Source organism: Nocardiopsis sp. NPDC057823 (genome assembly GCF_042797335.1).
Taxonomy (GTDB): Bacteria; Actinomycetota; Actinomycetes; order Streptosporangiales; family Streptosporangiaceae; genus Nocardiopsis; species Nocardiopsis changdeensis.
This window is the reverse complement of sequence record NZ_JBHVLR010000018.1, coordinates 73,798-98,937: the sequence shown is the minus strand read 5'-3', so window position 1 is coordinate 98,937 and position 25,140 is coordinate 73,798. Positions and strand designations below refer to the sequence as shown.

The 25,140-nt window shown below is 75.2% G+C and carries 19 protein-coding genes; 8 read left to right on the top strand and 11 right to left on the bottom strand.

Translation table 11 applies throughout. From position 1 onward, the window contains the following. Window positions 1-36: 36 nt before the first annotated feature. The 5 genes from ACFVNO_RS24590 to ACFVNO_RS24570 form a co-directional block, all read right to left on the bottom strand. Window positions 37-876: an SAM-dependent methyltransferase gene (locus ACFVNO_RS24590; protein WP_355264255.1), complete on the bottom strand. Its 840-nt coding sequence runs from the start codon at window positions 874-876 to the stop codon at window positions 37-39. Window positions 877-1,219: 343 nt separating this feature from the next. Then, complete coding sequence (locus tag ACFVNO_RS24585; protein WP_355264258.1) at window positions 1,220-1,900, bottom strand: hypothetical protein; 681 nt, start codon at window positions 1,898-1,900, stop codon at window positions 1,220-1,222. After that, window positions 1,897-4,896: an SNF2-related protein gene (locus ACFVNO_RS24580; protein WP_378895980.1), complete on the bottom strand. Its 3,000-nt coding sequence runs from the start codon at window positions 4,894-4,896 to the stop codon at window positions 1,897-1,899. Before ACFVNO_RS24580 ends, ACFVNO_RS24585 begins: the two co-directional genes overlap by 4 nt. Before the next feature lie 111 nt (window positions 4,897-5,007). Beyond that, complete coding sequence (locus tag ACFVNO_RS24575) at window positions 5,008-6,396, bottom strand: MFS transporter (protein WP_355264264.1); 1,389 nt, start codon at window positions 6,394-6,396, stop codon at window positions 5,008-5,010. A 12-nt stretch (window positions 6,397-6,408) separates the two neighbouring features. Continuing rightward, window positions 6,409-7,221, bottom strand: coding sequence for a glycerophosphodiester phosphodiesterase (locus ACFVNO_RS24570; protein ID WP_355264267.1), 813 nt, complete (start codon window positions 7,219-7,221; stop codon window positions 6,409-6,411). 154 nt (window positions 7,222-7,375) lie between these two features. On the opposite strand from ACFVNO_RS24570, the gene ACFVNO_RS24565 reads away from it, so the two are divergent. The 4 genes from ACFVNO_RS24565 to ACFVNO_RS24550 all read left to right on the top strand — a co-directional run bounded on the left by ACFVNO_RS24565 (window position 7,376) and on the right by ACFVNO_RS24550 (window position 13,327). Continuing rightward, entirely contained in the window at window positions 7,376-7,897 is a 522-nt protein-coding gene (locus ACFVNO_RS24565) for an Rv3235 family protein (RefSeq protein WP_220561383.1), read from the top strand. 186 nt (window positions 7,898-8,083) lie between these two features. Next, on the top strand, window positions 8,084-9,982 hold the full coding sequence (locus ACFVNO_RS24560) for an alpha/beta fold hydrolase (RefSeq protein ID WP_378895977.1): 1,899 nt from the start codon (window positions 8,084-8,086) through the stop codon (window positions 9,980-9,982). A 474-nt stretch (window positions 9,983-10,456) separates the two neighbouring features. Then, a complete protein-coding gene (locus tag ACFVNO_RS24555; protein WP_355264273.1) occupies window positions 10,457-11,461 on the top strand; it encodes an NlpC/P60 family protein in 1,005 nt (334 codons plus the stop codon). A 219-nt stretch (window positions 11,462-11,680) separates the two neighbouring features. Continuing rightward, on the top strand, window positions 11,681-13,327 hold the full coding sequence (locus ACFVNO_RS24550) for a glycosyltransferase (protein WP_355264276.1): 1,647 nt from the start codon (window positions 11,681-11,683) through the stop codon (window positions 13,325-13,327). 12 nt (window positions 13,328-13,339) lie between these two features. On the opposite strand, the gene pstS is transcribed toward ACFVNO_RS24550, so the two are convergent. Continuing rightward, window positions 13,340-14,455, bottom strand: coding sequence for a phosphate ABC transporter substrate-binding protein PstS (pstS, locus tag ACFVNO_RS24545; RefSeq protein ID WP_355264279.1), 1,116 nt, complete (start codon window positions 14,453-14,455; stop codon window positions 13,340-13,342). 211 nt (window positions 14,456-14,666) lie between these two features. Between pstS and treY the strand changes: the two genes are divergently transcribed. The 3 genes from treY to treZ all read left to right on the top strand — a co-directional run bounded on the left by treY (window position 14,667) and on the right by treZ (window position 19,876). Next, on the top strand, window positions 14,667-17,054 hold the full coding sequence (gene treY, locus ACFVNO_RS24540; protein ID WP_378895974.1) for a malto-oligosyltrehalose synthase: 2,388 nt from the start codon (window positions 14,667-14,669) through the stop codon (window positions 17,052-17,054). Between the two features lie 83 nt (window positions 17,055-17,137). Continuing rightward, window positions 17,138-17,974: a putative RNA methyltransferase gene (locus ACFVNO_RS24535; RefSeq protein WP_378896041.1), complete on the top strand. Its 837-nt coding sequence runs from the start codon at window positions 17,138-17,140 to the stop codon at window positions 17,972-17,974. Between the two features lie 102 nt (window positions 17,975-18,076). Further along, on the top strand, window positions 18,077-19,876 hold the full coding sequence (gene treZ, locus ACFVNO_RS24530) for a malto-oligosyltrehalose trehalohydrolase (protein WP_378895972.1): 1,800 nt from the start codon (window positions 18,077-18,079) through the stop codon (window positions 19,874-19,876). Between the two features lie 60 nt (window positions 19,877-19,936). Here the strand turns inward: treZ and ACFVNO_RS24525 are convergent, their stop codons facing one another. From ACFVNO_RS24525 to erm, 3 genes are all read right to left on the bottom strand, one after another. Continuing rightward, window positions 19,937-20,416 (bottom strand): hypothetical protein, encoded by a 480-nt coding sequence (locus ACFVNO_RS24525; RefSeq protein ID WP_220561377.1) that lies wholly within the window; start codon window positions 20,414-20,416, stop codon window positions 19,937-19,939. 63 nt (window positions 20,417-20,479) lie between these two features. Beyond that, entirely contained in the window at window positions 20,480-21,058 is a 579-nt protein-coding gene (locus tag ACFVNO_RS24520) for a hypothetical protein (protein WP_378895969.1), read from the bottom strand. 65 nt (window positions 21,059-21,123) lie between these two features. Then, on the bottom strand, window positions 21,124-21,903 hold the full coding sequence (gene erm / locus ACFVNO_RS24515; protein WP_378895967.1) for an ErmE/ErmH/ErmO/ErmR family 23S rRNA (adenine(2058)-N(6))-methyltransferase: 780 nt from the start codon (window positions 21,901-21,903) through the stop codon (window positions 21,124-21,126). 418 nt (window positions 21,904-22,321) lie between these two features. On the opposite strand from erm, the gene ACFVNO_RS24510 reads away from it, so the two are divergent. Continuing rightward, complete coding sequence (locus ACFVNO_RS24510) at window positions 22,322-23,023, top strand: class I SAM-dependent DNA methyltransferase (RefSeq protein ID WP_378895965.1); 702 nt, start codon at window positions 22,322-22,324, stop codon at window positions 23,021-23,023. Here the strand turns inward: ACFVNO_RS24510 and ACFVNO_RS24505 are convergent. Then, window positions 23,020-23,811 carry a phosphotransferase gene (locus ACFVNO_RS24505; RefSeq protein ID WP_355264299.1) on the bottom strand — a complete coding sequence of 264 codons (792 nt, stop codon included), beginning with the start codon at window positions 23,809-23,811 and terminating at the stop codon, window positions 23,020-23,022. The two genes, ACFVNO_RS24510 and ACFVNO_RS24505, sit on opposite strands and share 4 nt — an antisense overlap. A gap of 44 nt (window positions 23,812-23,855) precedes the next feature. Continuing rightward, window positions 23,856-25,094: an MFS transporter gene (locus ACFVNO_RS24500; protein ID WP_355264302.1), complete on the bottom strand. Its 1,239-nt coding sequence runs from the start codon at window positions 25,092-25,094 to the stop codon at window positions 23,856-23,858. Between the last annotated feature and the right edge of the window lie 46 nt (window positions 25,095-25,140).

Here is a 25,140-nt window from a genome sequence, read left to right as displayed (position 1 = left end):
CGGTCCCGCCGGAGCGCTCCAGCGGGACCCGGCGCCTCACCGCTTGACCGCCACCCCCGAGTACTCCCACAGCTTGACCGTCAGGTCGCCCGGCCGGGTCCGCGGCGCGATCTCGGGGTGGCGCCAGCTGGCGCAGTCGACCGCCCGCGGCTCCTCGTCGCGGTCGTCGGACCAGGCGCTCACCCGGTCCAGCCCCTCGAAGGCCGCCGCGGCCTCCTTGGGGGAGCGGACCCGCCCCCACGGGGTGCCGAAGGACAGCATCTTGTCGGTGACCCACGCGGCGGTCTCGGGGTCGTCGGACACGATGTGCGAGTAGATCAGGAAGGACCCCGGGGCCACGCGCTCCATCAGCCGGGCCACCATGCCGAAGGGGTCGGCGCTGTCGGGGATGCAGTGCAGCATCGACACCAGCATGACGCCCAGCGGCCGGTCGGTGTCCAGCAGGTCGCGGGTGAGGGGGGCGGTCAGGACGGGCTCCACCCCCTGGGAGATGTCGGCCATCAGGAACCCGGCGCCCCGGCCGCCCGCCAGCAGCGCCCGGCCGTGGGCGATGACGATCGGGTCGTTGTCCACGTACAGGACCCGGGCGTCCGGCGAGACCCGCTGGGCGACCTGGTGGGTGTTGTCCGCCGTGGGCAGCCCGGCCCCCAGGTCCAGGAACTGGTCGATGCCCTGCGAGGCCGCGTACTCCACCGCCCGGGTCAGGAACGCCCGGTTCTGGTGGGAGAGCGTGAGGAACTCCGGTAGCTGCGCAAGGAGGACGTCACAGGCCTTGCGGTCCACCTCGAAGTTGTCCTTGCCGCCGAGCAGGTAGTCGTACATCCGGGCGACGCTGGGGGTCTCCATGTCGATGTCGGGGGGGAAGCGGTCGGCCATGTGCGGTCCGGGGCGGCACCCGGCGGACGACACCGCCGGGCAGAGGGCGCCCCTGCCTCCTTCGTCGTGTGGGTGCGGTCGTCGCGCGCGGGGGCGGCGGTGAGGAAGAGAGGGCCCGTACGGACGGGGCGGAGGACGCGCGGTGCGGGGCTGCGGACCGGCATCGTCGACCTCCTGTGCTCGGGCGGCGCGGGACGCGCGCGCCGAACGGGTTCCCGTTTTCCCGTGCGGGAATCCGCCACGCCGTGCGACGTGATCTTGAGCCGAATCGTAACCGCCCCGGTCACTTCCCACGGGCGTTTTCCCGAGGAAATCGCAAATCGCGTATTCGATCGGCCCGTGTTCATGTTCCCGGGCGCGGGAATGGCGGCAGTTCGTCGGCCAGCGCGCCCGGAGCGGCGGCCCTGATGCGGTCCCCGGAACCCGAGGGTATATCCACCGGCCCCGGCGGGGAAGGCGCCGACCAGAACGCTGCCGCCGAGTCCGGTGCGTGATCGGAGGGGTCGGTGACGTCTTCGATTATCGCCTCGGAGACATTATCCCGAGCTGTCTCCTCTGGGACCGAAGGTCCTTTTATGCGCCCGGCCGCCATCACCCGGGTGCGCAGCGCGCCCCTGTCCATACCCGCCCACCGGGTGAGCGAGAACGGGTCCCGGTCCGCCTGCGCGGCCAGGGCCGCGGCCGCCGCCCGCAGGTGCGCGCACACCCCGTCCCAGCGGTCGCAGGAGCAGGTGGCCACCAGGGCGTCCCAGCCCCGCGGCACCAGGTCCACCCCGAACATCGTGCACACCCGCCCCACCGGTACCGGCAGCTCGCCGGCCAGCACCCGGGCCCGGAACACCTCCTGGGAGGCCAAGGCCTCGCACACGCGGTCCCACAGGGCGTCGTCGGGCACCGCGCGGATCAGGCTCACCTCGAACCCGCCGACCCGCGCGGTGACCTCGCCCGGGCGCACCGACAGCCGGTCCACCGGGCCCGGGACCGACGGGCCCAGCCACTGCTCCACCTGCTCCGACCAGCTCACGCCACCGCCTCCGGGGCCAGGCGCACGACCTCGCGCAGGTCGTCCACCGACAGCCCGGCCAGCCAGGCCTCGCCGGTGGCCACAGCGCCCCGCGCCAGGGCGCTCTTGCGTTCGATCATCTCGTCCACCCGCTCCTCCACGGTGCCCACGCACACCATCTTGCGGACCTGCACGTCGCGCCGCTGCCCGATCCGGAACGCCCGGTCGGTCGCCTGGTCCTCCACCGCCGGGTTCCACCACCGGTCCACGTGCACCACGTGGTTGGCCGCGGTGAGGTTGAGGCCGGTGCCCGCGGCCTTGAGCGAGAGCAGGAACACCGCGGGGCCGTCCAGGGTCTGGAAGCGGTGCGTCATCTCCTCGCGCTCGGCGCGCGGGGTGCCGCCGTGCAGCCACAGCACCGGCACCCCCAGCCGCGAACGCAGATAAGGGGCCAGCCGGTCGCCGAAGCGGGCGTACTGGGTGAAGCACAGGGCCTTGTCGCCCTCGGCGGCGGCCGCGCCCAGGATCGACTCCAGCCGGTCCAGCTTGCCCGACCGGCCCGCCAGCGCCGAGCCGTCGCCCAGGAACTGGGCGGGGTGGTTGCAGATCTGCTTGAGCCGGGTCATGGTCGCCAGCACCAGGCCCTTGCGTTCGCGCTCGTCGGCCTCGCGCAGGCGCTCGGTCATCTCCTCCACGACCGCCTTGTACAGGGACGCCTGCTCGGGGGTGAGGGTGCACCAGGTGCGCATCTCCACCTTCTCCGGCAGGTCGGCGATGATCGACCGGTCGGTCTTGAGGCGGCGCAGCACGAACGGGCCGGTCATCCGCCGGACCCGGGCGGTGTCGGGGCCGTCCTCCCCGGCCACGGCCTCGCGGAAGGCGGCCGCGGAGCCGAGCAGGCCCGGGTTGGCGAAGTCCATGATCGACCACAGCTCCTCCAGGTCGTTCTCGACCGGGGTGCCGGTGAGCGCGATGCGGGTGCGCCCGGGCAGGGAGCGCACCGCCCTGGCCTGGAGGGTGTCGTGGTTCTTCAGGGCCTGGGCCTCGTCGCAGACCACGCGCTGCCAGGGCAGGCCCGCCAGTTCGCCGGTGTCGCGGGAGACCACCCCGTAGGTGGTGATCACCAGGTCGCAGCGGCCGACCAGGCGGGCCAGGTCGTTGCCGTGCGGGCGGTCGGGGCCGTGCTGGACGTGGACGCGCAGGTCGGGGGCGAAGCGCTCGGCCTCGCGTCGCCAGTTGCCGACCAGGGACACCGGGCAGACCAGCAGGGTGGGGCCGGTGTCCAGCGGACGGGCGTCGGCGAGCAGGGCCAGCAGCTGGACGGTCTTGCCCAGGCCCATGTCGTCGGCCAGGACCGCGCCCAGGCCCAGCTCGCCCAGGAACCGCAGCCAGGAGGCGCCCCGCTCCTGGTAGGGGCGCAGGTGGGCCTTGAACCCGTCGGGGGTGCCCAGGGGGCGCAGGTCGGCGGCGGCCGAGCCGTCGAACAGGGCGCCCAGCGGGCCGGGGGCGACGACCTCCTCGACCGGCAGCGGCGGGGCCTGGCCGGCGCCGACCGCGGTGCGCACCGCCTCATCGGGGCGCATCCGGCGCCCGCGCGTGGAGATCCACTCCAGCGCGGCCTCCAGGCGCTCGGGGTCCAGCTGGGTCCAGCGGCCGCGTACCCGCACCAGGGAGCGCTTGAGGCGGGCCAGCTCGGCCAGTTCGGCCAGCTCCTCCTCGGTGAGGGGGGCGGTCTCGCCGTCGGGGTCGCCGCGCAGCACCACCTCGAAGGACACGTCGACGATGTCGGAGGGGCCGATGCCGCCGACGCCCTTGCGGCCCTTGACGGGTTCGGCGGTCATGCGCAGGCCCACCCGGGGGCCCTTGCGCAGCTCGGGCAGGACCACCCCGAAACCGGCGGCGGCCAGCGCGGGCGCGGCTTCGGCGACGAACCGCTGGGCGTCCTCCACACCGAGCAGCAGCCGGGAGGGGGCCAGGTCGCCCAGCGCCCGGCCGACCAGCGGGTGGTGGCGCGCGGCACGGCGCAGGTCGGCCAGGGCGGTGACGGAGACGTCGGGGGGAAGCCAGGCGGCGCCCTCGCCGGACCACACCTGCTCCAGGGGCAGGCGCAGGCCGGGGTCGGCGACCGAGCGGACCCAGAACTCGACGGTCCAGGGGGTGCCGCGGTCGGGTTCGCGCAGCAGGAACAGCAGCCCGGCGCGGCCCGCGCCGCGCACCCGGGAGCGCCACTCCTTCAGGGCCGGCCGCAGCCGGGCGGCGGCCTCGGCGTCCAGCACGGGGTCGTTCCCGGTCAGCGCGGCGGCCAGCAGCGCCTCCGGGGTGTGCGCCGTGCTGGAGGGCGACGGGCGGGGGGCCTGCCGCCGGAGGCGTCCGTTGAGGGCGGTGCGGCGGGCCACGGCGTCGGTGAGCAGCTCCACGGGTGCCAGCACGCAGGCGCGGGCGACGGCGTCGGCGGAGGCGCCGGGCAGGTGGGCCCGCGCGGAGGCGGGCAGGGAGGCGGTGAGCGCGGCCAGGTGCTCCTCGGCCCAGGAGGCGGGGGCGGGCCGCCACCGCGCCCGGGGCGGCGCGCCCACCAGGTCCGGCAGCACACACCCGGCGTCCACCAGCGCGCGGGCGAAGGCGTCCACCGCGGCCAGGTGGCGCAGGGACGGGCCCGCCCCGTCGGGCGGGGAGCCGAGCAGCCGGTCGGCGGCCGCGGGCGGCAGCCGCAGGCCGGGCACGGTCCAGGTGTGGAACGCGGCGGGCTCCACGGAGGCCCGCGCGGAGTGGTCGGGGGCGGCGGTCGTCCCGGGCAGCCGCAGCTCCAGCACGGTCCGCTCCGGCGCCGCCCGCCCTCCAGCGCCCCCGTCGGAAGCGTCGGGCGACGGGTGCTCCGTCCCGCCGGCCAGGGCCTCCAGCGCCCGGTGCCCCAGCGCGAACGGGTGCGGCCGGTCCCCGGCCCGCCCGGTGCCGGGGGCCTCGCCCTCACCCCACACCACCAGCGCGTCCCTGTCCCACACCCCGTGCAGCACCCGCATCCGTTCCCCCGTTCCCCTCGGGCCCCAGTATCCCGGTCCCCGCCGACACCCCGGGCGGCGGGACGCACGAGGGCCCTGGCGTCCGCCGGGGCCCTCGGGTGCGCGGGGAGGTCAGAGGCGTTCGGGGACCTCGTTGCCGACGGCGAGGATGCCCTCGCGCATGCGGGTGCGCCACAGCAGGACGCCGCCGATGATGAAGAACGCGATCAGCGACACCACCGCCACCCGGTAGCCGCCGGTGATCGACACCGCGACCGTCACCGCCAGCGACCCCAGGAACGTGGAGCCCTTGTCGGAGATCTGGTAGAGGCTGAAGTACTCGGCCTCCCGGCCCTTGGGGATGAGCTGGGAGAACAGCGACCGCGCCAGCGACTGGGTGCCGCCCAGCACCAGGCCGATGCCCACGCCCAGGGCGATGAACAGCGGCACGTGGCCCGCGGGCAGGAAGTAGGCGGCCGACACCAGGCCGCCCCAGACCACCAGCGTCACCAGGACCGTGCGCTTGGACCCCAGGTACCGGGACAGCCAGCCGGTGGCGAAGGCGCCGGCGAAGGCCACGAACTGGATGATGAGGATCGTCAGGATCAGCGTGCCCTGCTCCAGGCCCAGGTCCTGGGTGGCGAAGGGGGCGGCGTAGCGGATGGCCGCCTGCACGCCGTCGTTGAAGAAGATGAACGCGAGCAGGAACAGGATGGTGTTCGGGTACTTGCGCATGTCCTTGAGCGTGCGCCCGAACTGCCTCACCGACTGCCCGATCCTGGGCGGTCCGCCGGTGGCCAGCGCCCCGTAGCGGTTGCGCAGGGGGCGCAGCGCCAGGACGGTGAAGCCCAGCCACCAGACGCCGCAGGACGCGAACGCGATCCGGGCGGCGTCCGCGGCGCCGATGCCCAGCGCGTCGGTGTTGAGCACCAGCACCAGGTGCACGACCAGCAGCAGCGCCCCGCCCAGGTAGCCGATGCCCCACCCGGACACCGACACCCGGTCGCGCTCGTCTGGGGTGGAGACCTCGGGCAGGAACGCGTTGTACACCACGATCGAGAAGCCGTACAGCAGGTTGGCCAGCAGGAACAGCACCGAGGCCGCCAGGTAGCCGTCGGCGGCGAAGTACAGGCCGACGGTGGCCGCCGAGCCGCCGAACGCGGTCCAGAACAGCCACCGCTTCTTGTGCCGCGAATGGTCGACCATCGCCCCGAACACCGGCAGGAGCACGATCTGGACGAGGATGGCGGCGGTGGTCAGCGCCGGGTACAGCGCGTTGGGGTGCAGGCCGAACAGCCCCAGCGACAGGTCCGGGTCCAGGCACGCCTGCGAGGTGTCGGCGCCCACCGACGAGCAGGCCAGGCCGCTCAGGTAGGGGCCGATGAGCACGGTCACCACCGAGGTGATGAACACCGAGTTCGCCCAGTCGTACAGGTACCAGCCGCGCTGTTCGCGGCGGCGCTGCGCCGGGTCGGGGGAGGGTTCGGAGTGCGCGGTGGCCTCCGGGGCGGGGTCGGTCATGGTGGGGGTTTCCTATCCGTTGTGGGCTCTGGCGGGGCCGCCGGCCCAGCGGCCGCGGCGGACCAGCACGTCCCGCAGCGCGGTGGTGTTGTCGGTGACGATCCCGTCGACGCCCGCGTCGAGCAGGCGTTCCATCACCTCGGGTTCGTTGACGGTCCACACGTGGACCTGGATCCCGAGCCGGTGGGCCGTGTGGATGAGGTCGCGGCTCAGCACCGGGAACGAGCCCTGCCACATCGGGATCTGCGCGCACAGCGGGGCACGGGGGGCCAGCGGCCGCAGCAGCGGGGACAGGGAGGCCACGCGCAGCCGGGCCACGTCCACCGGGCCGCAGGAGGTGGCGACCGGACGGGGGAAGAGGGCCCGCGCGCGGTCCAGGCGCCGCTGGTCGAAGGAGCCCACGCACACCCGGTCCCAGGCGCCGGTGCGGCGCAGCACGTCGATCAGGGGCGCGACGGCGCCGTCGGCCTTGAGGTCGATGTTGAACCTCGCGTGCGGCCAGCTCCCGAGCAGGTCCTCCAGCAGGGGGACGGGCTCGCGCCCGCCGACCCGGGCGCGGGCGACCTCGCGGTAGGGGAGGTCGGCGATGGCGCCGGCCATGTCGGTGGTGCGGTCCAGGGTGTCGTCGTGGAACGCCATGAGGACGCCGTCGGCGGTGGCGTGCACGTCCGTCTCCAGGTACGTGTAGCCCAGGTCCACGGCGTGCTGGAAGGCGACGGCCGTGTTCTCCAGCTCGGTGCGGCGCACGCCCTGGTCGTCGGTGATCCACCCGCCCCGGTGGGCGAGGGCCAGCGGCACGGGGGAGGAAAGGTACGCGTGAGTCACTCAGGCAGTATGCCGCCTGCGGGGGAGGCCGTGGCGGGGGGCGGGTCGGGCGGTGGCCGAACCGAAACCTGGTATGCCAGGTGGATCGGGGCCGTACGAGGGGGCTCTGTGAGGGGGTGTGACCGGATGTCGTCCCCTGGGAAGGGAAACGTTCATGTCCCACTCGCCCGACCGTCACCACGGGCCCCGCGGGGCCTGCCCCCGCCCGATCTGCTCCGGCGCGCAGGACCCGCACGTCCGGCGCACCGCCGCGCCGCCCCCGGCGAACCCGTACCGTCCGGCGGCCACCCCGGCGCGGACCCCGCCGCGGCGGACGCCGCGGGGCCGCTGCCACGCACCGCTGGAGGGGCACCGCACCCCGGGGGAGGTCCACCTGCTGGCCCAGCAGATGGCGGAGGTCCTGGCGGGGCGGCGCACCCCCGAGGCGATGCGGGACCGGGTGGGGGTGGCGGTACGCGAGGAGCTGCGGCGGCTGCGGGGCGCGCTGCCCTGCCGGTCGGCGCCCCGCCTGGAGCGGGTGTTCCACCAGCGGGTGGGCGAGGGCCTGGAGGCCAGCGCGGTGATCGCCTGCGACCTGCGGGCACGGGTGTTCGCGTTCCGGGCCCGGCGCCGGGACGGGGTGTGGATCTGCACCGACCTGGAGACCGACGGCTCGCTCCGCCGACCGATGCCGTAAATGCCCTGGATATTCCCTGGAGTGCGCGGATAGGGTCCGTCAGGGGCGGGATCCGCCCCTGACGGACACGGCCGACCGCACCCCCACGGTCGCGCCCGGACCGCGGCGGTCCCGGACACACGGGCCCGCCGCCCGACGAGCGAGGAGGGGCGCCCCCGGGCCCCGCGCCGGGACGCCGACATCTGCATGAAACCCACCGACATCGTTCACCTGCACACCGTCGGCGCGCCGACCCTGTCCCCCGACGGCTCGCGTGCGGTGTTCTCCGTGGTCCGCCCCGACCTGGAGGAGGACGCCTACCTCGGGTCGCTGTGGTCGGTCCCCACCGACGGCTCGGCCGCGCCGGCCAGGCTGACCCGCGGCGACCGGGACCGGTCGCCGGTGTTCTCCCCCGACGGCCGCTGGATCGCGTTCCTGCGCCCGGACGGGGACAAGCGGCCGCAGATCCACGTCCTGCCCGCCGACGGCGGCGAGGCGTGGAAGATCACCGCGCACCCGCTGGGCGCCGGGACCCCGGTGTGGAGCCCGGACTCGACCCGGGTGGCGTACACGGCGCGGATCCCCGAGGAGAAGCGGTACGTGGACGGCGAGCCCGGCAAGGAGCCGCCGCGCCGGATCACCCGCCTCAAGCACAAGCTGGACGGCCTGGGCTACCTCACCGACCGGCACTCGCACGTGTTCGTGTCGGCGCCGATCGACCCGGCCGCGGAGGCGGGGGAGCCGGTGCAGGTCACCAAGGGCGACTTCGACCACTCCGGGGTGGCCTGGAGCCCGGACGGCGGCGAGCTGGTGTTCTCCGCGGCCCGCCACGAGACCCACGACACCGACCTGGTGGAGGACCTGTGGGCGGTGGCGCCGCAGGCCGGGGCCGAGCCGCGGCGGGTCACCGACGGGACCCTGAGCGCCGGGGCGCCGGTGTACTCCGCGGACGGGTCGACGGTGTTCTTCCTCGCCGACCGGCTGGGCGAGGACCTGCGCGACTTCGTCGGCCGGACCACGGCGGTGTGGTCGGTGCCCGCGGACGGCTCGGCCGCCCCGACCCGGCTCACCCCCGAGGAGGACCCGCGCTTCGTCGGCTCCCTGGCGGTGACGGAGGAGGGCGTGCTGGCCACCGCCGAGCGGCGCGGGGCGGTCGACCTGCTGCTGGTGCCGTTCGGGGGCGGGGAGCCCGCGGAGGTACTCGCCGACAAGGTGCAGGTGCAGGCGTTCGACGCGGCGGCCGGGGTGACCGTGGCCGCGGTGGCCGACGGGCGCAGCAGCGGTGAGCTGGTGGCGGTGGAGGCGGCGGGCGCCCGCGCGCTGACGTCGCTGGCCGCCGGGGTCGACCCGCTGCCGATGACGGAGCTGGTGGCGCACACCGCCGACGGGTACCCGGTGCACGGGTGGGTGGCGGTCCCCGAGGGCGAGGGCCCGCACCCGGTGCTGCTGATGATCCACGGCGGGCCCTTCGCGCCCTACGGCCACCAGGTCTTCGACGAGACGCAGGTGTACGCGGCCGCCGGGTACGCGGTGGTGATGTGCAACCCGCGCGGGTCCTCCGGGTACGGGCAGGAGCACGGCCGGGCGATCATCGGGGCGGTGGGCGAGGTGAGCGCCACCGACCTGCTGGCCTTCCTGGACGAGGCCCTCGAGGACGAGCGGCTGGACGCCTCCCGGGTGGGCGTGCTGGGCGGTTCGCACGGCGGGTTCATGACCACGTGGATCGCGGGCCACCACAGCGACCGGTTCCGGGCGGCGATCAGCGAGCGGGCGGTCAACGCGATCGACAGCTTCAGCGGCTCCTCCGACATCGGGTCGCTGTTCCCCGAGCCGCTGTACGGGCCGGCGGAGAAGTGGGCGGAGCAGAGCCCGCTCACGTACGCGGACCGGATCGATATCCCGGTGCTGATCATCCACTCGGAGGAGGACTGGCGGTGCCCGGTGGAGCAGGCCCAGCGCCTGTTCGCGGCTCTGAAGGCGCGCGGGGCCGAGACGGAGATGCTGCTGTTCCCCGGTGAGGGCCACGAGCTGTCGCGGTCGGGGCTGCCCAGCCACCGGGTCGCGCGGTTCGAGGCGATTCTGGAGTGGTGGTCGCGCCACCTGTGACGCACGGGGCGGGGGAGGACCGCCTTCCCCGCCCGTGGTTCGCATGATGCACGTCACATTTTCAGCTGACTTGACCCCGTTTTGGTGCTCTTCTCCGGGGCAGAAAACGGTGCCGTTCCCGCGCACCGGCGGGCTTTGCCGCATTCGTGAAGCAACCCCGCAGGTCGGAAGGTTGCCCAAGGAAAAGTAACGAAAGGGTCGCGTGCGGTCCAGGGGGTGGATTACTGTTCCCTCAGGCCGGGTCGCCCCCGTGAGTCGCCACCAGGGCGACGGCACCCGGCGCCGCCGCGCTCCGCTCGCTCCGAGTCCTTTTCCCACGAGCGGAGGCCGCCGCAGAACGCCCGGCACCCGCGCGATCCCTCGCGCCCCCGACGCCGGGACCCCCTCGCTCCCGCATCCCCTGCGCGCCCCTCCGGCGCGCCCTCGGGATGCCCTGCGCCGGTAGGCGGGTGTGGGAGGAAGGCAGTCGGTCCCTTGACTCGCAACCCTGTCACCGGTGGTGCCCGCCGCCGCTTCGCGACGGTCGGCTTCGCCGCGCTGGGCGCGGTCGTGCTCTCGTCCGGCGTCGCCGCCGCCGAGCCGACCGCCGAGGAGGCCCAGGAACGGTACGAGCAGCTCCAGGAGGAGCTGTCGGGGCTCAACGAGACCTTCAACCAGGCCGAGGAGGACCACGAGGCGGCCCAGGCCGAGCTGGAGGAGATCCAGGAGCGCCTGACCGAGGCCGAGGACGAGCTGGAGGAGATGTCCGGCAAGGTCGCCGGGATCGCGCAGGTCGCCTACACCGGCTCGCCCTACAGCATGTTCACCGTCCTGTTCGGGGGCGTCCCCGACGCCGCGCTGCAGAACGTCGCCGACCTCGACTACCTCTCCGAGGGCCAGCAGGACGTGCTGGCCGGGTACATCGAGGAGGTCGAGCACAGCGAGAGGCTGCACGCCGAGGCCGCCGAGACCGAGGAGCGGGCGGCCGAGGCGCTCGAGGAGGCCGAGACCGCCCAGGAGGACGGCGAGGCGGCCCTGGAGGAGCAGGCCGAGGTGCTGGAGAGCCTGGGCGGGGTGGACCCCACGTCGGTGGAGGTCGCCGGCTCGGGCGGCGGCGGGACCGAGGCGGCCGCCTCGGGCGACGTGCAGGCGGTCCTGGACTTCGCCCGCGCCCAGATCGGCAAGCCCTACGTGTGGGGCGGCACCGGCCCGAACGGGTACGACTGCTCGGGCCTGGTGCAGGCCGCCTGGGCCCAGGCCGGGGTGAGCCTGCCGCGCACCACCTACGACCAGGTGAACGCCGGGACGCGGATCTCCCGCGACCAGGTGCAGCCCGGCGACCTGCTGTTCTTCTACAGCGAGTCGGCGCCCAGCCACGTGGGGATCTACTCCGGCAACGGCATGATGATCCACGGCTCCAACCCGTCCAAGCCGCTGGAAGAGGTGTCGCTGGCCGCGTACTGGGACGGTGTGTTCACGGCCGCCGTCCGGGTCGGCTGACCGGGCGCGCCCTTCCGCCCCCTGGAGCGCCTTCCGCCCGGGGCCGCCGGAGCCCTCGCCGGGTGCCGGCGGCGGGCGCGGACGCCCCGCGGTCTCCGGACCGCGGGGCGTCTCGTGCGTCCGAGGGCGGTTCCGTGTCGATACGGGGAGGTCGGAACGGACGGGGGACACCGGGGCAAGGCTCCCCACGGTGACGCGAAACAGGGCTATAGTGACTCTGTGTCACTGAATAAACACGTAGGGTCTCATGTCGACGGGGTATCGCACCGCGGCCGGGTCGAGCGCGTCCTCACCCGGGTCTTCCGCAACGACTGGAGTGCGCTGACGCCCCCCGACATCGGCGGGTGGACCCCCGACCTGAGCGTCAGCGTCGTCATCCCGGCGCGCGGCGGACAGGACCGGCTCGACCTGGTCCTGGCCGCCCTGGCCGGACAGACCTACCCCGAGCACCTGGTGGAGGTCCTGGTCGTCGACGACCACTCCCGCCCGCCCCTGCGCCTGCCCGAGCTGCGCCCCCGCCGGTGCCGCGTCCTCACCGTGCCCGACGGCACCTGGGGGGCCGGGTACGCCCGCGCCTACGGCGCCCACGCCGGGACCGGCGACATCCTCGTGTGGCTGGACGCCGACACCGTCGTGGGCCGGGAGTTCATCGAGGCCCAGGCCCGCTGGCACCACGTGCACGCCGAGGCCGTCACCCTGGGACGGGTGGCCTTCGCGGACTCCGCTCCCGACAGCCCCGCCGAACTGCTGGCCCAGGTGCGGGCCGGCACCCTGCACGACGAGATGGCCCCCGGGCGCGGCCACGAGTGGATCGAACGCGTCCTGGCCGACAGCGACGACCTGCGCGACGCCGACCACCTGGGCTTCCACGCCTACCTGGGGGCGGCCGCGGCCGTGCGGCGCAGCCTCTACGAGGCGGCCGGAGGGGTGGACCCCGACCTCGACCTGGGCCAGGACACCGAGTTCGGCTACCGGCTCTGGCAGGCGGGGGCGGTCATGATCCCCGAACCCGCCGCCACCGCCTGGCACGTGGGCCCGGCCGGCACCGCCCGCACCCGGCTGCCCTCACAGCGGTTCCGCACCGAGGTGCTGGCCGAGCTGATGCCCCACCCGCACGCCTACCGCGAGCGCGTCCCCGCGCACCGGCGGCGCGTCCCGCTGGTGCACGCCGTGGTCGACGTGGCCGGGGCGCCCTACGACCTGGTCCGCGGCTGCGTGGACCGGCTGCTCGACAGCGCCGAGACCGACCTGGCCCTGACCCTGGTCGCCGACTGGGAGGGCGCGGGCACCGCCCCCGGCGCCCCGGTCGGACCGCACCTGGACCTGCGCCTGATCCAGGCCAACTACCTGCGCGACCCCCGCGTCTCGTTCGCGTCCCGGACACCGCGCACCGGCTTCCCCTCACCGTTCCTGCTCCAGGTCCCGGTGGCCTGGGGGCTGGGCCAGGTGGCGCTCTCGCGCCTGCTCGCCGGGGCCGAGCGCTCCCGCGCCGGGCTCACCGAGCTGTACCCGGCGGCCTCGCCGACCCGGGACGCCGGGGTGCGGCTGTGGCGCACCCGCGCCCTGGCCCGGGCGCTGCGGGTGCGCGGGGAGGACGAGGATCTGGGGGACGTGGTGGCCGAACTGCACGGCCGCTACCGCATCCACGCCGGGCAGGACACGCTCACCGACCTGTCCCTGTACCGGTCCGTGCCGCCGCCCCCGCGCCCGGTCCCGCGGGTCGAGCGCACCGCCGCGGCCGGGGACGCCGGGGCCCCGCGGGACACCGGACGGGCCGGGGACCCGCCGCCGGAGCGGCGGGCCGGGCGGCTCGCCCGCTGGCGCGAACGCCTGGCCGGGCTGGCCAGGCGCCGCGGCCGCGGGTGAGGACCCCGCGGGTCAGGACACGGCGTCGATGGACGTCAGCAGCTGCTCGCGCAGGGACGCGTTGATCGGGGTGGACCCGGTCTCCGCGGAGGCGGCCTCCTGGCCCTCCTCGCTGATGACGTAGCGCAGGAACGCCTTGACCCGCTCGGCCTCGGCGTCGTCGGGGTAGTCCAGGCACACCGCCTCGTAGCTGACCAGGACCAGCGGGTAGGCGCCCTCGGCGGTGGTGCCGTAGTCCAGGTCCAGGGCCAGGTCGTACTCGTTGGTGGCGTCCTCGCTGCGCGGGGAGTCGGCCACGACCTGCGCGGCCGCGTCGGGGGAGATCTCCACGAAGGAGTCGCCCACACCCACCGACACGGTGGACATGCCGTGCACGTGGGACATCTCCACGTACCCGATGGAGCCCTCGGCGCGCTTGACGGTGTCGGCGATGCCGCTGTTGCCCTGCGCCGACTCGCGCGGGGTGACCGGCCACTGCCCGTCGGCCTCGTGCGGCCACTCGTCGGGGGCGGCCGTCTGCAGGTACCGGGTGAAGTTCTCGGTCGTGCCCGAGTCGTCGGCGCGGTTGACCGGGGTGATCTCCAGGTCGGGCAGGTCGGCGTCGGGGTTGTCCGCGACGATCTCCGGGTCGTTCCACCGGGTGATCTTCTGGTCGAAGATCTTCGCCAGGGTGCCCGGGCGCAGGTTGAGGGAGTCCACGCCCTCCAGGTTGAACACCACCGCGATGGCCACCGTGTAGGCGGGCAGGTTGATGGTGTCGGATCCGCCGCAGCGCTCCATGGCGTCGGCGTTCTCCTCCGGGTCCACCGCCGCGTCGGTGCCCGCGAAGGCGACCGCGCCGTCGATGAACTGGTTGCGGCCGCCGCCCGAGCCGATGGAGTCGTAGTAGACGCGCGAGTCGCAGGCCGACTGGTACCCGGCGATCCAGGTCGTCATCGCGTTCTCCTGGGCGCTGGACCCGGCCCCCGACAGGCTGCCGGAGAAGCACTCCAGGTCGTCGGGGACGGCCGGGGGCGCGGCGTCGCGCACGGCGTCGTCGCTGCCGCAGGCGGTGGCCGCCAGCAGCAGTCCGGCGAGGGCGGCGCCTGCCGCGGCGTGGGTCCGGGAGCGCTTGTTGGACGGGAGCACGACTTGCTTCTCACCCTTTCATCGGTGTCGGTGACCCCATGGTGTGCACCGACGCGTCGCCCGCCGTGGGCGCGTTCTGGCAGGTGTACGGAACACCGCCGAAGAATTTAACCATTGCGTCCGCGATGCCCGGCACCGCCCCCGGCGGGGCCGGCGACCGCGGCGCGGGCGTGCATGACACGCGGGGGAGGCGGGCAAGGGTAGGGGCGTGATGAGCACGCACCGCATCCCGACCGTCCCCGTGACGTCAACCTACCGCCTGCAACTGCGTCCGGAGTTCACCCTCGTCGACGCCGCCGGGGTGGTGGACCGGCTGGCGCGCACCGGAGTGGGCGCCCTGTACCTGTCGCCGGTCCTCCAGGCCGCCCCGGGGTCCGCGCACGGCTACGACGTGGTCGATCCCACAAGGATCTCCGCCGAGCTGGGCGGGGAGGAGGCGTTCGCCGCGCTGGCCGCCAAGGCCCACGAGGCCGGCATGGCCGTGGTGGTGGACATCGTCCCCAACCACATGTCGGTGGCCCGCCCCGACGCCAACCCCTGGTGGTGGGACGTGCTGGAGAAGGGCAGGGGATCGGCGTACGCGCGGTGCTTCGACATCGACTTCGACGCGGGGCCGATCCTCCTCCCCGTGCTGGCCGACGACGGCGACGGCGGCCGGGCCGCCCTGGCCGACCTGCGCGTCGTCGACGGCTGCCTGGCCTACCACGACAGAATCCACCCCCTGGCCGAGGGCACGTACACGCCCGGGGACGACGCGCGGACCGTCCACGAGCGCCAGCACTACCGGCTGGTGTCCTGGCGGCGCGGCGACTCCGAGCTCACCTACCGGCGGTTCTTCGACGTCAGCGAACTGGCCGCGGTGCGGGTGGAGGACCCCGGCGTGTTCGACGCCGTGCACGCCGAGATCCTGCGCCAGGCCGACCTGGGCCGCATCGACGGGCTGCGCGTCGACCACGTCGACGGGCTCACCGACCCCGGCGGGTACCTGCGCACCCTGGCCGCCCGCTTCCCCGGCTGGATCGTGGTGGAGAAGATCCTCGCCCCCGGCGAGGACCCGCCCCGGTCCTGGCCCGTGGCCGGCACCACCGGCTACGACGCCCTGCGGGTGACCGGCGGCGTGTTCGTCTCCCCGTCCGGGGAGGCCGACTTCACCACCCTGGCCGCCGACCAGGGGGTGGAGGTGGACATGGCGGCGGTCGACGCCCACGCCCGCCACGCCGCCGCCACCGACCTGCTCGCCGCCGAGGTGCGCCGCATCGCCGCCCTGGTGCCGCCCCGGCCGCCGCGCGACGGCCGCCCCCTGGACGCCGCGGCCCTGGAGCGGCGCGCCGACGCGGTGGTCGAGCTGCTGTGCGCTTTCGACGTGTACCGCTCCTACCTGCCCGAGGGGGAGGACGCCTGGGCGCGGGCGGTGGAGACCGCCACCCGCCGCCGCCCCGACCTGGAGCCGCACCTGGAGGCGATCGACGACCGGGTCCGCGCCGACCCGCGCGGGGAGCCCGCCCGGCGCATCCAGCAGACCAGCGGCATGGTCGTGGCCATGGGCACCGAGAACACCGCGTTCTACCGGGCCACCCGGTTCGCCGCCCTGAACGAGGTGGGCGGCGACCCGGCCGACTTCGCGGTCGCCCCGCAGGAGTTCCACGCCGACGCCGCCCGCCGCGAGGCCGCCGCCCCGCACACCATGACGGCCCTGTCCACCCACGACACGAAACGCTCCGAGGACGTGCGCGCCCGCCTGGCCGCGCTGGCCGAGGTGTCGGAGGGGTTCACCGAAGCGGTGCGCCGCTGGACGGACCGGTGCGCCCTGCCCGAGCCGTCCCTGAACCTGCTGGGCTGGCAGACCCTGGTGGGCGCCTGGCCCATCGACGCCGAGAGGCTCACCGACTACCTGCTCAAGGCCGCCCGCGAGGCCCGCCTGGGCACCTCCTGGACCGCGCCCGACGCCGACTTCGAGGACCGCGTCCGCGCCTGGCCCGGCCGGGTCCTGGACGACCCGTCCCTGCACGGCGAGGTGCTGTCGGCGGTGGAGTCGGTCCGCGGGGCCGGGTGGTCCAACGCCCTGGGCCAGAAGGCCGTGCACCTGCTCGGCCCCGGCGTCCCCGACGTCTACCAGGGCACCGAGCTGTGGGACCTGTCCCTGGTGGACCCCGACAACCGCCGCCCGGTGGACCACCGGCTGCGCGAGGAGCTGCTGGCCCGCCTGGAGGAGGGGTGGCTGCCGCCGGTGGACGGGTCCGGCGCGGCCAAGCTCCACCTGGTGCGCACCTGCCTGCGCGTCCGCCGCGACCTGGAGCCGCGCGGGTACCTGCCGCTGGAGGCCTCCGGCCCGGCCGCCCGGCACGCGCTGGCCTTCGCCCGCACCTCGCGCGGCGCGTCCCACCCGGACCTGGCCGCGGTGGCGACCCGGCTGCCGATCACCCTGGCCGACGCCGGGGGCTGGGCGGACACGGTGCTGCCGCTGCCCTCGGGACCGGGGGTGTGGCGCGACCTGCTCACCGGCCGCGAGATCGCCCCGACCGACCCCGACGGGCTCACCGCCCCGGCCCTGGCCGGCCTGCTGGACCGGTACCCGGTCGCGGTGCTGCACCGCTCCTGACCGGGACGGGGCCGGGGCGGGGCGCCGGTAGGCTGGCGGCGATCATGACGAGCACGAACACCGCAGGCGGCCCGCGGCCGCGCATGCCCGAGACCGCGTTCACCGCCCTGGCCTGCCCGGCCTGCGGGCTCGACCTCGCCGCCACCGGCCGGGGGGTGGAGTGCCGGGCCGGGCACGTGTTCAACGTGGCCCGCGAGGGGTACGTCAGCCTGCTCACCGGCGCCACCCCGCCCGGGACCGGCGACGACAAGGCGATGGTCGCCGACCGGACGCGGTTCCAGCAGGCCGGGCACTACGCCCCCATCGGCGACGCCCTGGCCCGGACCGTGGCCCGCGAGGCGCCCGGGGCCCCGTTCGTCGTGGACGTGGGCGGCGGCACCGGCCACTACCTGGCGCGCGTGCTGGAGGAGGTCCCCGGCGCGGTCGGCCTGACCGTGGACGCGTCCAAGTTCGCCGCCCGCCGCGCCGCCCGGGCCCACCCGCGCGCGGGCGCGGTCACCGCCGACGCCTGGCGCGGGCTGCCGCTGCGCGACGGCACCGCCGACGTCCTGCTCAACGTGTTCGCCCCGCGCAACGCGGAGGAGTTCTCCCGTGTGCTGGCGCCCGGCGGGCTCCTGGTGGTGGTCGTGCCCGAGGCCGGCCACCTGGCCGAGCTGCGCGCCCCGCTGGGGCTGCTGTCGGTGGACCCGCGCAAGGACGAGCGCCTGGAGAAGGGCCTGCACGGGCACTTCGACCCCGCCGGCGTCGAACCGCTCCGGTTCACGATGGACCTCGCCCGCGAGGACGCCGCCACCGTCGTGGGCATGGGCCCCAGCGCCCGCCACCTCGACCCCGCCGAACTCGCCGGCCGGATCGCCGCCCTGCCCGAACCGGTCGCGGTGACCGCCTCGGTGCGCCTGCACCTGTACCGGCCGCGCTGAGCCGGGTACCGCGGGGCCGCCCGGCGGGGAGGAACCGCGGAAGCCCGCGGAACCCGTGTGTCGCGCGGGTGGGCCGCCGCGCCTTCGGGTAGGCAGGTGTCCGTGAGCGAATCGGAGATCATCACCGACGGGTCCCCCACACCGGGACTGGGAGTGGACGGCGACTTCGCGGTCTGGGCACCGCACCGCGACCGGGTGCGGCTGCGCCTGGGCGAGGCCGGGGACCCCGCCCCCCGGGTGGTCGACATGGAGCGCGGCCCCGACGGGTGGTGGCGCGTCCGGGCCGACGGGGCGGGGCCCGGCACCGACTACGCCTACCTGCTGGACGACGACCCCCTCCCGCTGCCCGACCCGCGCTCCCTGCACCAGCCCCACGGGGTGCACGCCCCCGGCCGGGTGTACGACCACGGGGCGTTCGCCTGGGAGTCCGAGTGGACCGGGCGGCCCCTGGCGGGCGCGGTGGTCTATGAGATGCACGTGGGCACCTTCACCCCCGAGGGCACCCTGAAGGCGGCGATCGACCGGCTGGACCACCTGGTCGGCCTGGGGGTCACCCACGTGGAGGTGATGCCGCTCAACGCGTTCGACGGCACCCACGGCTGGGGCTACGACGGGGTGCTCTGGTACGCGGTGCACGAACCCTACGGGGGGCCCGACGCCTTCAAGGAGTTCGTGGACGCCTGCCACGGGCGGGGGCTGGCCGTCCTGCTGGACGTGGTCCACAACCACCTGGGCCCCTCGGGCGCCTACCTGCCCCGCTTCGGCCCCTACTTCTCCGGGGAGAACGCCTGGGGGCCCTCCCTCAACCTCGACGGACCCGACTCCGACCCCGTGCGCCGCCACATCATCGACAACGCCCTGGGGTGGCTGCGCCACTACCGCCTGGACGGGCTGCGGCTGGACGCCGTGCACGCCCTGCGCGACGACCGGGCGGTGCCGATCCTGGAGGAGCTGTCCGCCGAGGTGGACGCGCTGGCCGCCGCCCTGGGGCGGCCGCTGTCGCTGATCGCCGAGTCCGACCGCAACGACCCGCGCACGGTGCTGCCGCGGGAGGCGGGCGGGACCGGCATGACCGCCCAGTGGTCCGACGACCTGCACCACGCGCTGCACGTGGCGCTCACCGGCGAGACCCACGGCTACTACGCCGACTTCGCCGGGCCCGACGTGCTGCCCGCCGTGCTGACCGGGGTGTTCCGGCACGCCGGGACGTACTCGTCGTTCCGCGGCCGCACCCACGGGCGGCCGGTGGACACCGCGCGCGTGCCCGGGTACCGGTTCCTGGGGTACCTGGCCACGCACGACCAGATCGGCAACCGGGCCCGCGGCGACCGCATGGGCGAGCACGTGTCCCCGGGGCTGCTGGTGTGCGGGGCGGCGCTGCTGCTGTGCTCGCCGTACACACCGATGATCTTCATGGGGGAGGAGTGGGCGGCCACCACCCCCTGGCCGTTCTTCGCGTCCTTCACCGACCCCGACCTGGTGGAGGGCGTGCGCAACGGGCGGCGGCGGGAGTTCGCCGCCCTGGGGTGGGACGCCTCGGAGATCCCCGACCCCATGGACCCGGCCACCCGGGACGGGGCGGTGCTGGACTGGTCCCAGCCGGGGCGGGAGGGGCACGCCGAGGTCCTGGAGGCCTACCGCGCGCTCATCGCGCTGCGCCGGGCCGAGCCGGAGCTGGCCGACCCGCGGCTGGACCGGTTCTCGGTGACGGCCTCGGGGGACGGGCGGTGCCTGGTGCTGGTGCGCGGATCGCTGCGGGTGGTGTGCAACCTGGGCGCCGAGCCCGCCGAAGCGGGGCTGGACGCCGTCCCGCACGAGCTGCTGCTGGCCAACGGGATGCCGGAGACCGACGGGCGGCGGGTGCGGATCCCCGCCGAGAGCTTCGCGGTCCTGCGGGTGTGATCCCCGGACGGGGGAGGCCGCGGACGGCGGGTCCCGGCACGCCGCCTCCCCCGAGCCGGGTCAGGTCGGCAGGAGGTCGATGGGACCGGCGAACCCCGCCTCGGCCCGGTCCCGTTGGACGATGATCCGCAGCGCCTCGGTGCCGCCCGGGACCGTGCAGCCCATCGTGAAGTCATGGGTGCCGCCCTCGACGGTCGGCAGGGGGGTCTCGCTCCGGCCCTCGTACGGCCGGCCGTCGACCTCGCAGGAGGCCGTCAGGGAGGACAGGTCGAAGGGGCGCCCCAGGCCGGGGTCCTCCACCGTGACGACGAACTCCACGCGCCGTCCGTCCCCGGTGTCGGCGGTGACGACGACGTCGTCGACGGTGTAGAGGACGTCCACGGTGTCACCCGGATCCGTGTCGCCCTCCACCCCGAACGGGTAGGGGACGGCCACCGGTTCGCCGAAGGGGGTGCCCTCGGGCAGGGGGTCGGGGGAGGAGCAGGCCGTCAGGGCCAGGAGCGGCGCGAGGAGTGCGACGCCGGGGGGAAGAGCACGCATGTGCGCATCCTAGCCGCCGGCCCCGCGCGGCGGTCGGCGCGGTCCTGCGAGTGTGAGCGGGCGTCAGCCGGGGACGCCGGTGAACTCCAGGCGTTCGCCGTGGTGCTCGACCGCGACGAGCAGTTCCCCGGAGCCCTCGGGGACCGGGCACTCCATGGCGAAGGCGTGGGTGCCCGCCTCGGCCTCGCCGGGCGCGTCGTCGGTGACGGCCGCCACCGGGCCGTCCCCGGCGTCGCAGGTGACGGCCATGTTCCCCATCCCGAAGACCCTGCCCAGGTCGGGGACCTCCACGGTGAGGGAGAAGCCCACGGTGCCCGGTGCGGTGGCGGCCACGTCGTCGACGGTGTACAGCACCTCGGCGGTGCCGTCGTGCTCGTGCTCGTAGGCCCCGACGGGGAAGGGCACGGCCACGGGCTCGCCGAAGGGCGTGCCCGCCGGCTCCGCGCCGGGGAGGGCCGACGGGTCCACCCGGGGGGAGGGGGCCTCCGGCGGCGGGACGGTGGGCCCCGGCCCCGTGCCGTAGCCGGACCCGGCGGGGAGGAACTCCAGCCCCGGTCCGGGGGAGGAGCAGGCCGCCAGAAGGGCGATCGGCGCCAGGAGTACCAGGCGTGAGGGGAGGCTCCGCAGGGGGACGTTTCGCATGGGGGCACTGTAGCCCCCGCGCCCCGGGGACGCGGGCCGGACCGGGCGGCCCGGCCCGCGGGCGTTCACCGGCGCAGGTGCTCGAACACCGTCAGCCACTGGTCGGGGGAGACGAACCCCACGGGCGCGTCCCCGGGCACCCGCGCGGCCGCCAGCGCCCGGTCGACCCGGCGGGCCGGGTGGGCGCGGCGCAGCGACGCCCGCAGCGAGCCGCCCACCCCGGAGAACCCGAGCTCCACCAGGCGGCGGTAGCCGTCGGCGTCGGCCGGGCCGAGCAGCGGGTCGGCGCGTCGGCGCAGCAGCAGTACCCCGGCGTCCACCCGGGGCACCGGGTGGAACCGGTGCCGGGGGATGCGGCCCGCCCGCTCCCACGACCAGCGCGGCCAGGTGAGCACGGTGAGCCTGCTCCAGCGGCCGTTGCCGCCGGTGCGCTTGGCCGCGTACTCCCACTGGGTGATGAGGGTCGCCCCGGTCAGCGCGGGCGCGGCCAGGCACCACCGCACGATGTCGGCGGTGCGGGAGTAGGGGATGTTGCCGACCACCGAGAACGGCTCGCGCGGGGGCCGCGCCCGGGTGAAGTCGGCGCACACCACCCGTACGCCCGGGTGGCGGCGGGAGACTCGGTCGGCGAGCCGGGCGTCCAGCTCGTAGGCGACCAGTCGGCCCGCGGCCGGGGCCAGGAAGCGGGTGATCGCCCCGGCGCCGGGGCCCACCTCCAGGACCAGGCCGTCGGGGTCCACCCCGGCCAGGCGCACCACGCGGCGGGCGGCGGCGGGGTCGGTGAGGAAGTTCTGGGACAGGCGCCGGCGGTCGTTCCCCGGGCGCGGTCGTACGGTGCGTACCACGAGAGGTCCTTGTCGGCCGCCCGGAAGGGCGGCGTCGGGGGACGGGCGGCACACCGCAGGAGCGGCCCGAGGGCACGCGTACGAAAAGGAGGCCCGCCGACCCGTCCCGAGGGAAAGGGACGCGGTCGGGCCCGGACCGGGGCGCTGTCAGAGGAAGGACGGCCCCCCTGGCACCGCCGACATCGCACCGGGGAAGGTACGGGAACGGCGGTGCTCTCGGAGGGGTCCGGTCACCGGCCCGGGCCGCTGGGGCGGGGCCGGAGTTCGAGGTCGTGGGCGCGCGCGGACCGGGCCGGGGCACGGTCGGTCACACCGAAGAAGGCCGACATGGCTTCACCGTAGGGGCACTGCCGGGGCGCGGGCAACGCATTTATTAATGGCTCGCGACCGGCGGCCCGGAGCCGGGATACTCGGGGCCATGCTCGACTTCTCCGCCTACGACACCCGCAACTACCGCACCGTCGACGTCGCCACCGGCTACGACGGCTGGTCGGCCACCTACGAGGACTCGGTCCTGGACGCCATGGACCTGGCGCTGCTGGAGCGCCTGCCCCACCCCGACTGGTCTCAGGTGGGCCGCGTCGCGGACCTGGGCTGCGGCACCGGGCGCACCGCCGCCTGGCTGCGCGGCAAGGGGGTGGCCGGCGCCATCGACGGGGTGGACCTGAGCCCGGGCATGCTGGAGCGGGCCCGCGGGCGCGGCGCCCACACCACCCTGGCCGAGGCGGACGTGCGCGACACCGGGCTGGCGGGCGGCGCCTACGACCTGGTGGTGTCCTCGCTGATCGACGAGCACCTGCCCGACCTGGCGCCCTTCTACGCCGAGGCGCGGCGCCTGGTCCGCCCCGGCGGCCTGTTCCTGCTGGCGTCCTACCACCCGCAGTTCGCGATGGTGTCGGGGATGCCCACCCACTACACCGACGCCACGGGGGAGTCGGTGGCGATCACCACCCACGTCCACCTCATCAGCGGGCAGCTGCGCGCCGCGCTGGCCTCCGGGTGGACCCCGGTGGACATGGTCGAAGGGGTGGTGGACGACACCTGGGTGGCGGCCAAGCCCAAGTGGGAGAAGTACCGGGGCCACCCGGTCTCGGCCGCCTACGCCTGGCGCGCGGTCTAGGAGAGCAGGGCCTCCAGCCACAGGGCGCGGTGGCGGGCGATGTGGTCCGCCGCCGGCCCCCAGTGGTCGGCGTGGCCCTGGGCGTACAGGTCGGCCCAGGGGGCGCGGCCGGTGCGGCCGCCCTCCACCAGCAGGTCGTACATGCCGCGCACCCGGTGGTGGGCGGCGTCGGGCAGCTCCTCGCGCTGGGCGCGGTCGCAGCCGTAGCCGTCGGCCAGGGCCCGCAGGCGGGCGGCCTGGGCGTGCGGGTCGCCGCCCGGGTGCAGGGGCACGAACCCGTGGGCGGCGTAGCCGAGGTCGCCCATCCGGGTGCCCGGGCCGGCCCCGTCCCAGTCGATGAACACCCACCGGTCGCCGTCGCGCACCAGGTTCCACGGGGCCGGGTCGTTGTGGCAGACGACCTCCTCGCGCGGGTCCGGGATGGGCACGTCCCATACCGCCTGCTGCGGGTGGCGGGGCCGGTAGGAGGCGGTGAGGTCGTGCAGGCGGCGGAGCAGCCCGCCCAGCCGGCGCAGCTCGGCGGCGGTGAGCGGCGGCCCCTGGTCGGCCAGGGTGCCGGGCACGTACTCCAGCAGCTGGTCCCCGGTCAGGGAGCGCCCGTAGGAGCGGGGCGCCGCCTCGTAGCCGTGCTTCTCCAGGTGCCGCAGCAGGTGGACGACCGAGGGCGCGGCCCGGTGCCACTGCTTGCGGACGGTGCCGCCGACCCGCAGCACCGGGCCCGAGGTGTTGCCGCCGTGCAGGACCTCGGCGTCGGCGTCCCGGCGGGGCGGGGGAGAGGTGGGTGTCATGGGGCCCATCGTCCGGGGCCGGGCGAGCGGGTGTCCAGGGTTTTTCACTTGGAGGCGGCGGCCTCGGCGCGGTCCATGTCGGCGTCGCCGATGAACAGCAGCCACACCAGGACCACCGCGCTCAACGCCCCCATGGACGCGAACACCCAGGTCAGCCCGGCGAACTGGGCGATGACCCCGCCGGCGGCGGCGCCCAGGGGCATGGTGCCCCAGGCCAGCAGCCGGTAGCCGCTGTTGAGCCGGCCCAGCAGGTGGTCGGGGGTGATGCGCTGGCGCAGGGACACCGTGGTCACGTTCCACACGGCGATGCCGAGCCCGCCGACGAAGAACCCGGCGCCGACGAGGTACGGGTCGGCGGTGAGGGCGGGCACCCCGACCAGGACGACGAAGGTCACCGCGGAGACGCGCATGGACAGGGACCGGCCCAGCAGGCCCACGACGCGGGAGGCGGTCAGGGAGCCCAGGATGACGCCCAGCGCGGAGGTGGTGAGCAGAACGCCGTAGGCGGGCTCGGTCAGCCCCATGGGGGAGTCCGGCCCGACCGCGTAGAGCACGAACACGGCGAAGGCGGCGCTGCTCGCGAAGTTGCTGATGCCGACCATCGCGGCGAACGCGCGCAGCAGCCGGTGCCGCCACAGGTAGCGCAGCCCCTCGGCGATGTCGGCGCCCATGGTGGAGGGCCGTTCGCGTTCGACCCGGAACCGTCCCGGGACCAGGAGCAGCGCCCCCACGGCGACCAGCCACAGGGCCGCCGGGGTCGCCAGGGACAGCGCCAGCCCGGTCGCCACCAGCAGGCCGCCCAGGGGCGGGCCGACGAACTGGTTCATGGCCATCTCGGTGGCGTGCAGGCGGCCGTTGGCGCTGTCGAGCCGGTCGCGCGGGACCAGCTGGGGCAGGATCGACTGGGCCGAGGTGTCGTAGAGGGTCTCGGTGACGCCCACGCCCAGGGCGACCGCGTACAGGACCCAGATCCCACCGGTGCCGGTGGCCGCGGACAGGGCCAGGAGGGCGGCGAGCACGGCGCGGGCGGTGTTGGCGGCGAGCATGATCCGGCGCCGGTCCAGCCGGTCGGCCAGGGCCCCGGCGGGCAGGGAGAACAGCAGCCAGGGCAGGGACAGGGCCAGGGACACCCCGGCGACGAGCAGGGGGGAGTCGGTGAAGCGCAGCGCGGCCAGGGGGAGCGCGATCTTCAGGACGCCGTCGGCCAGGTTGGACAGCGACGACGAGGTCCACAGGCTCCAGAAGGGGCGGCCCAGGCCACGGGGGGTGGAAGGGGAGGTCATCGTCCGATCCTGCCAGGGCGATCGAGAGAACTCAATCGATTGGACG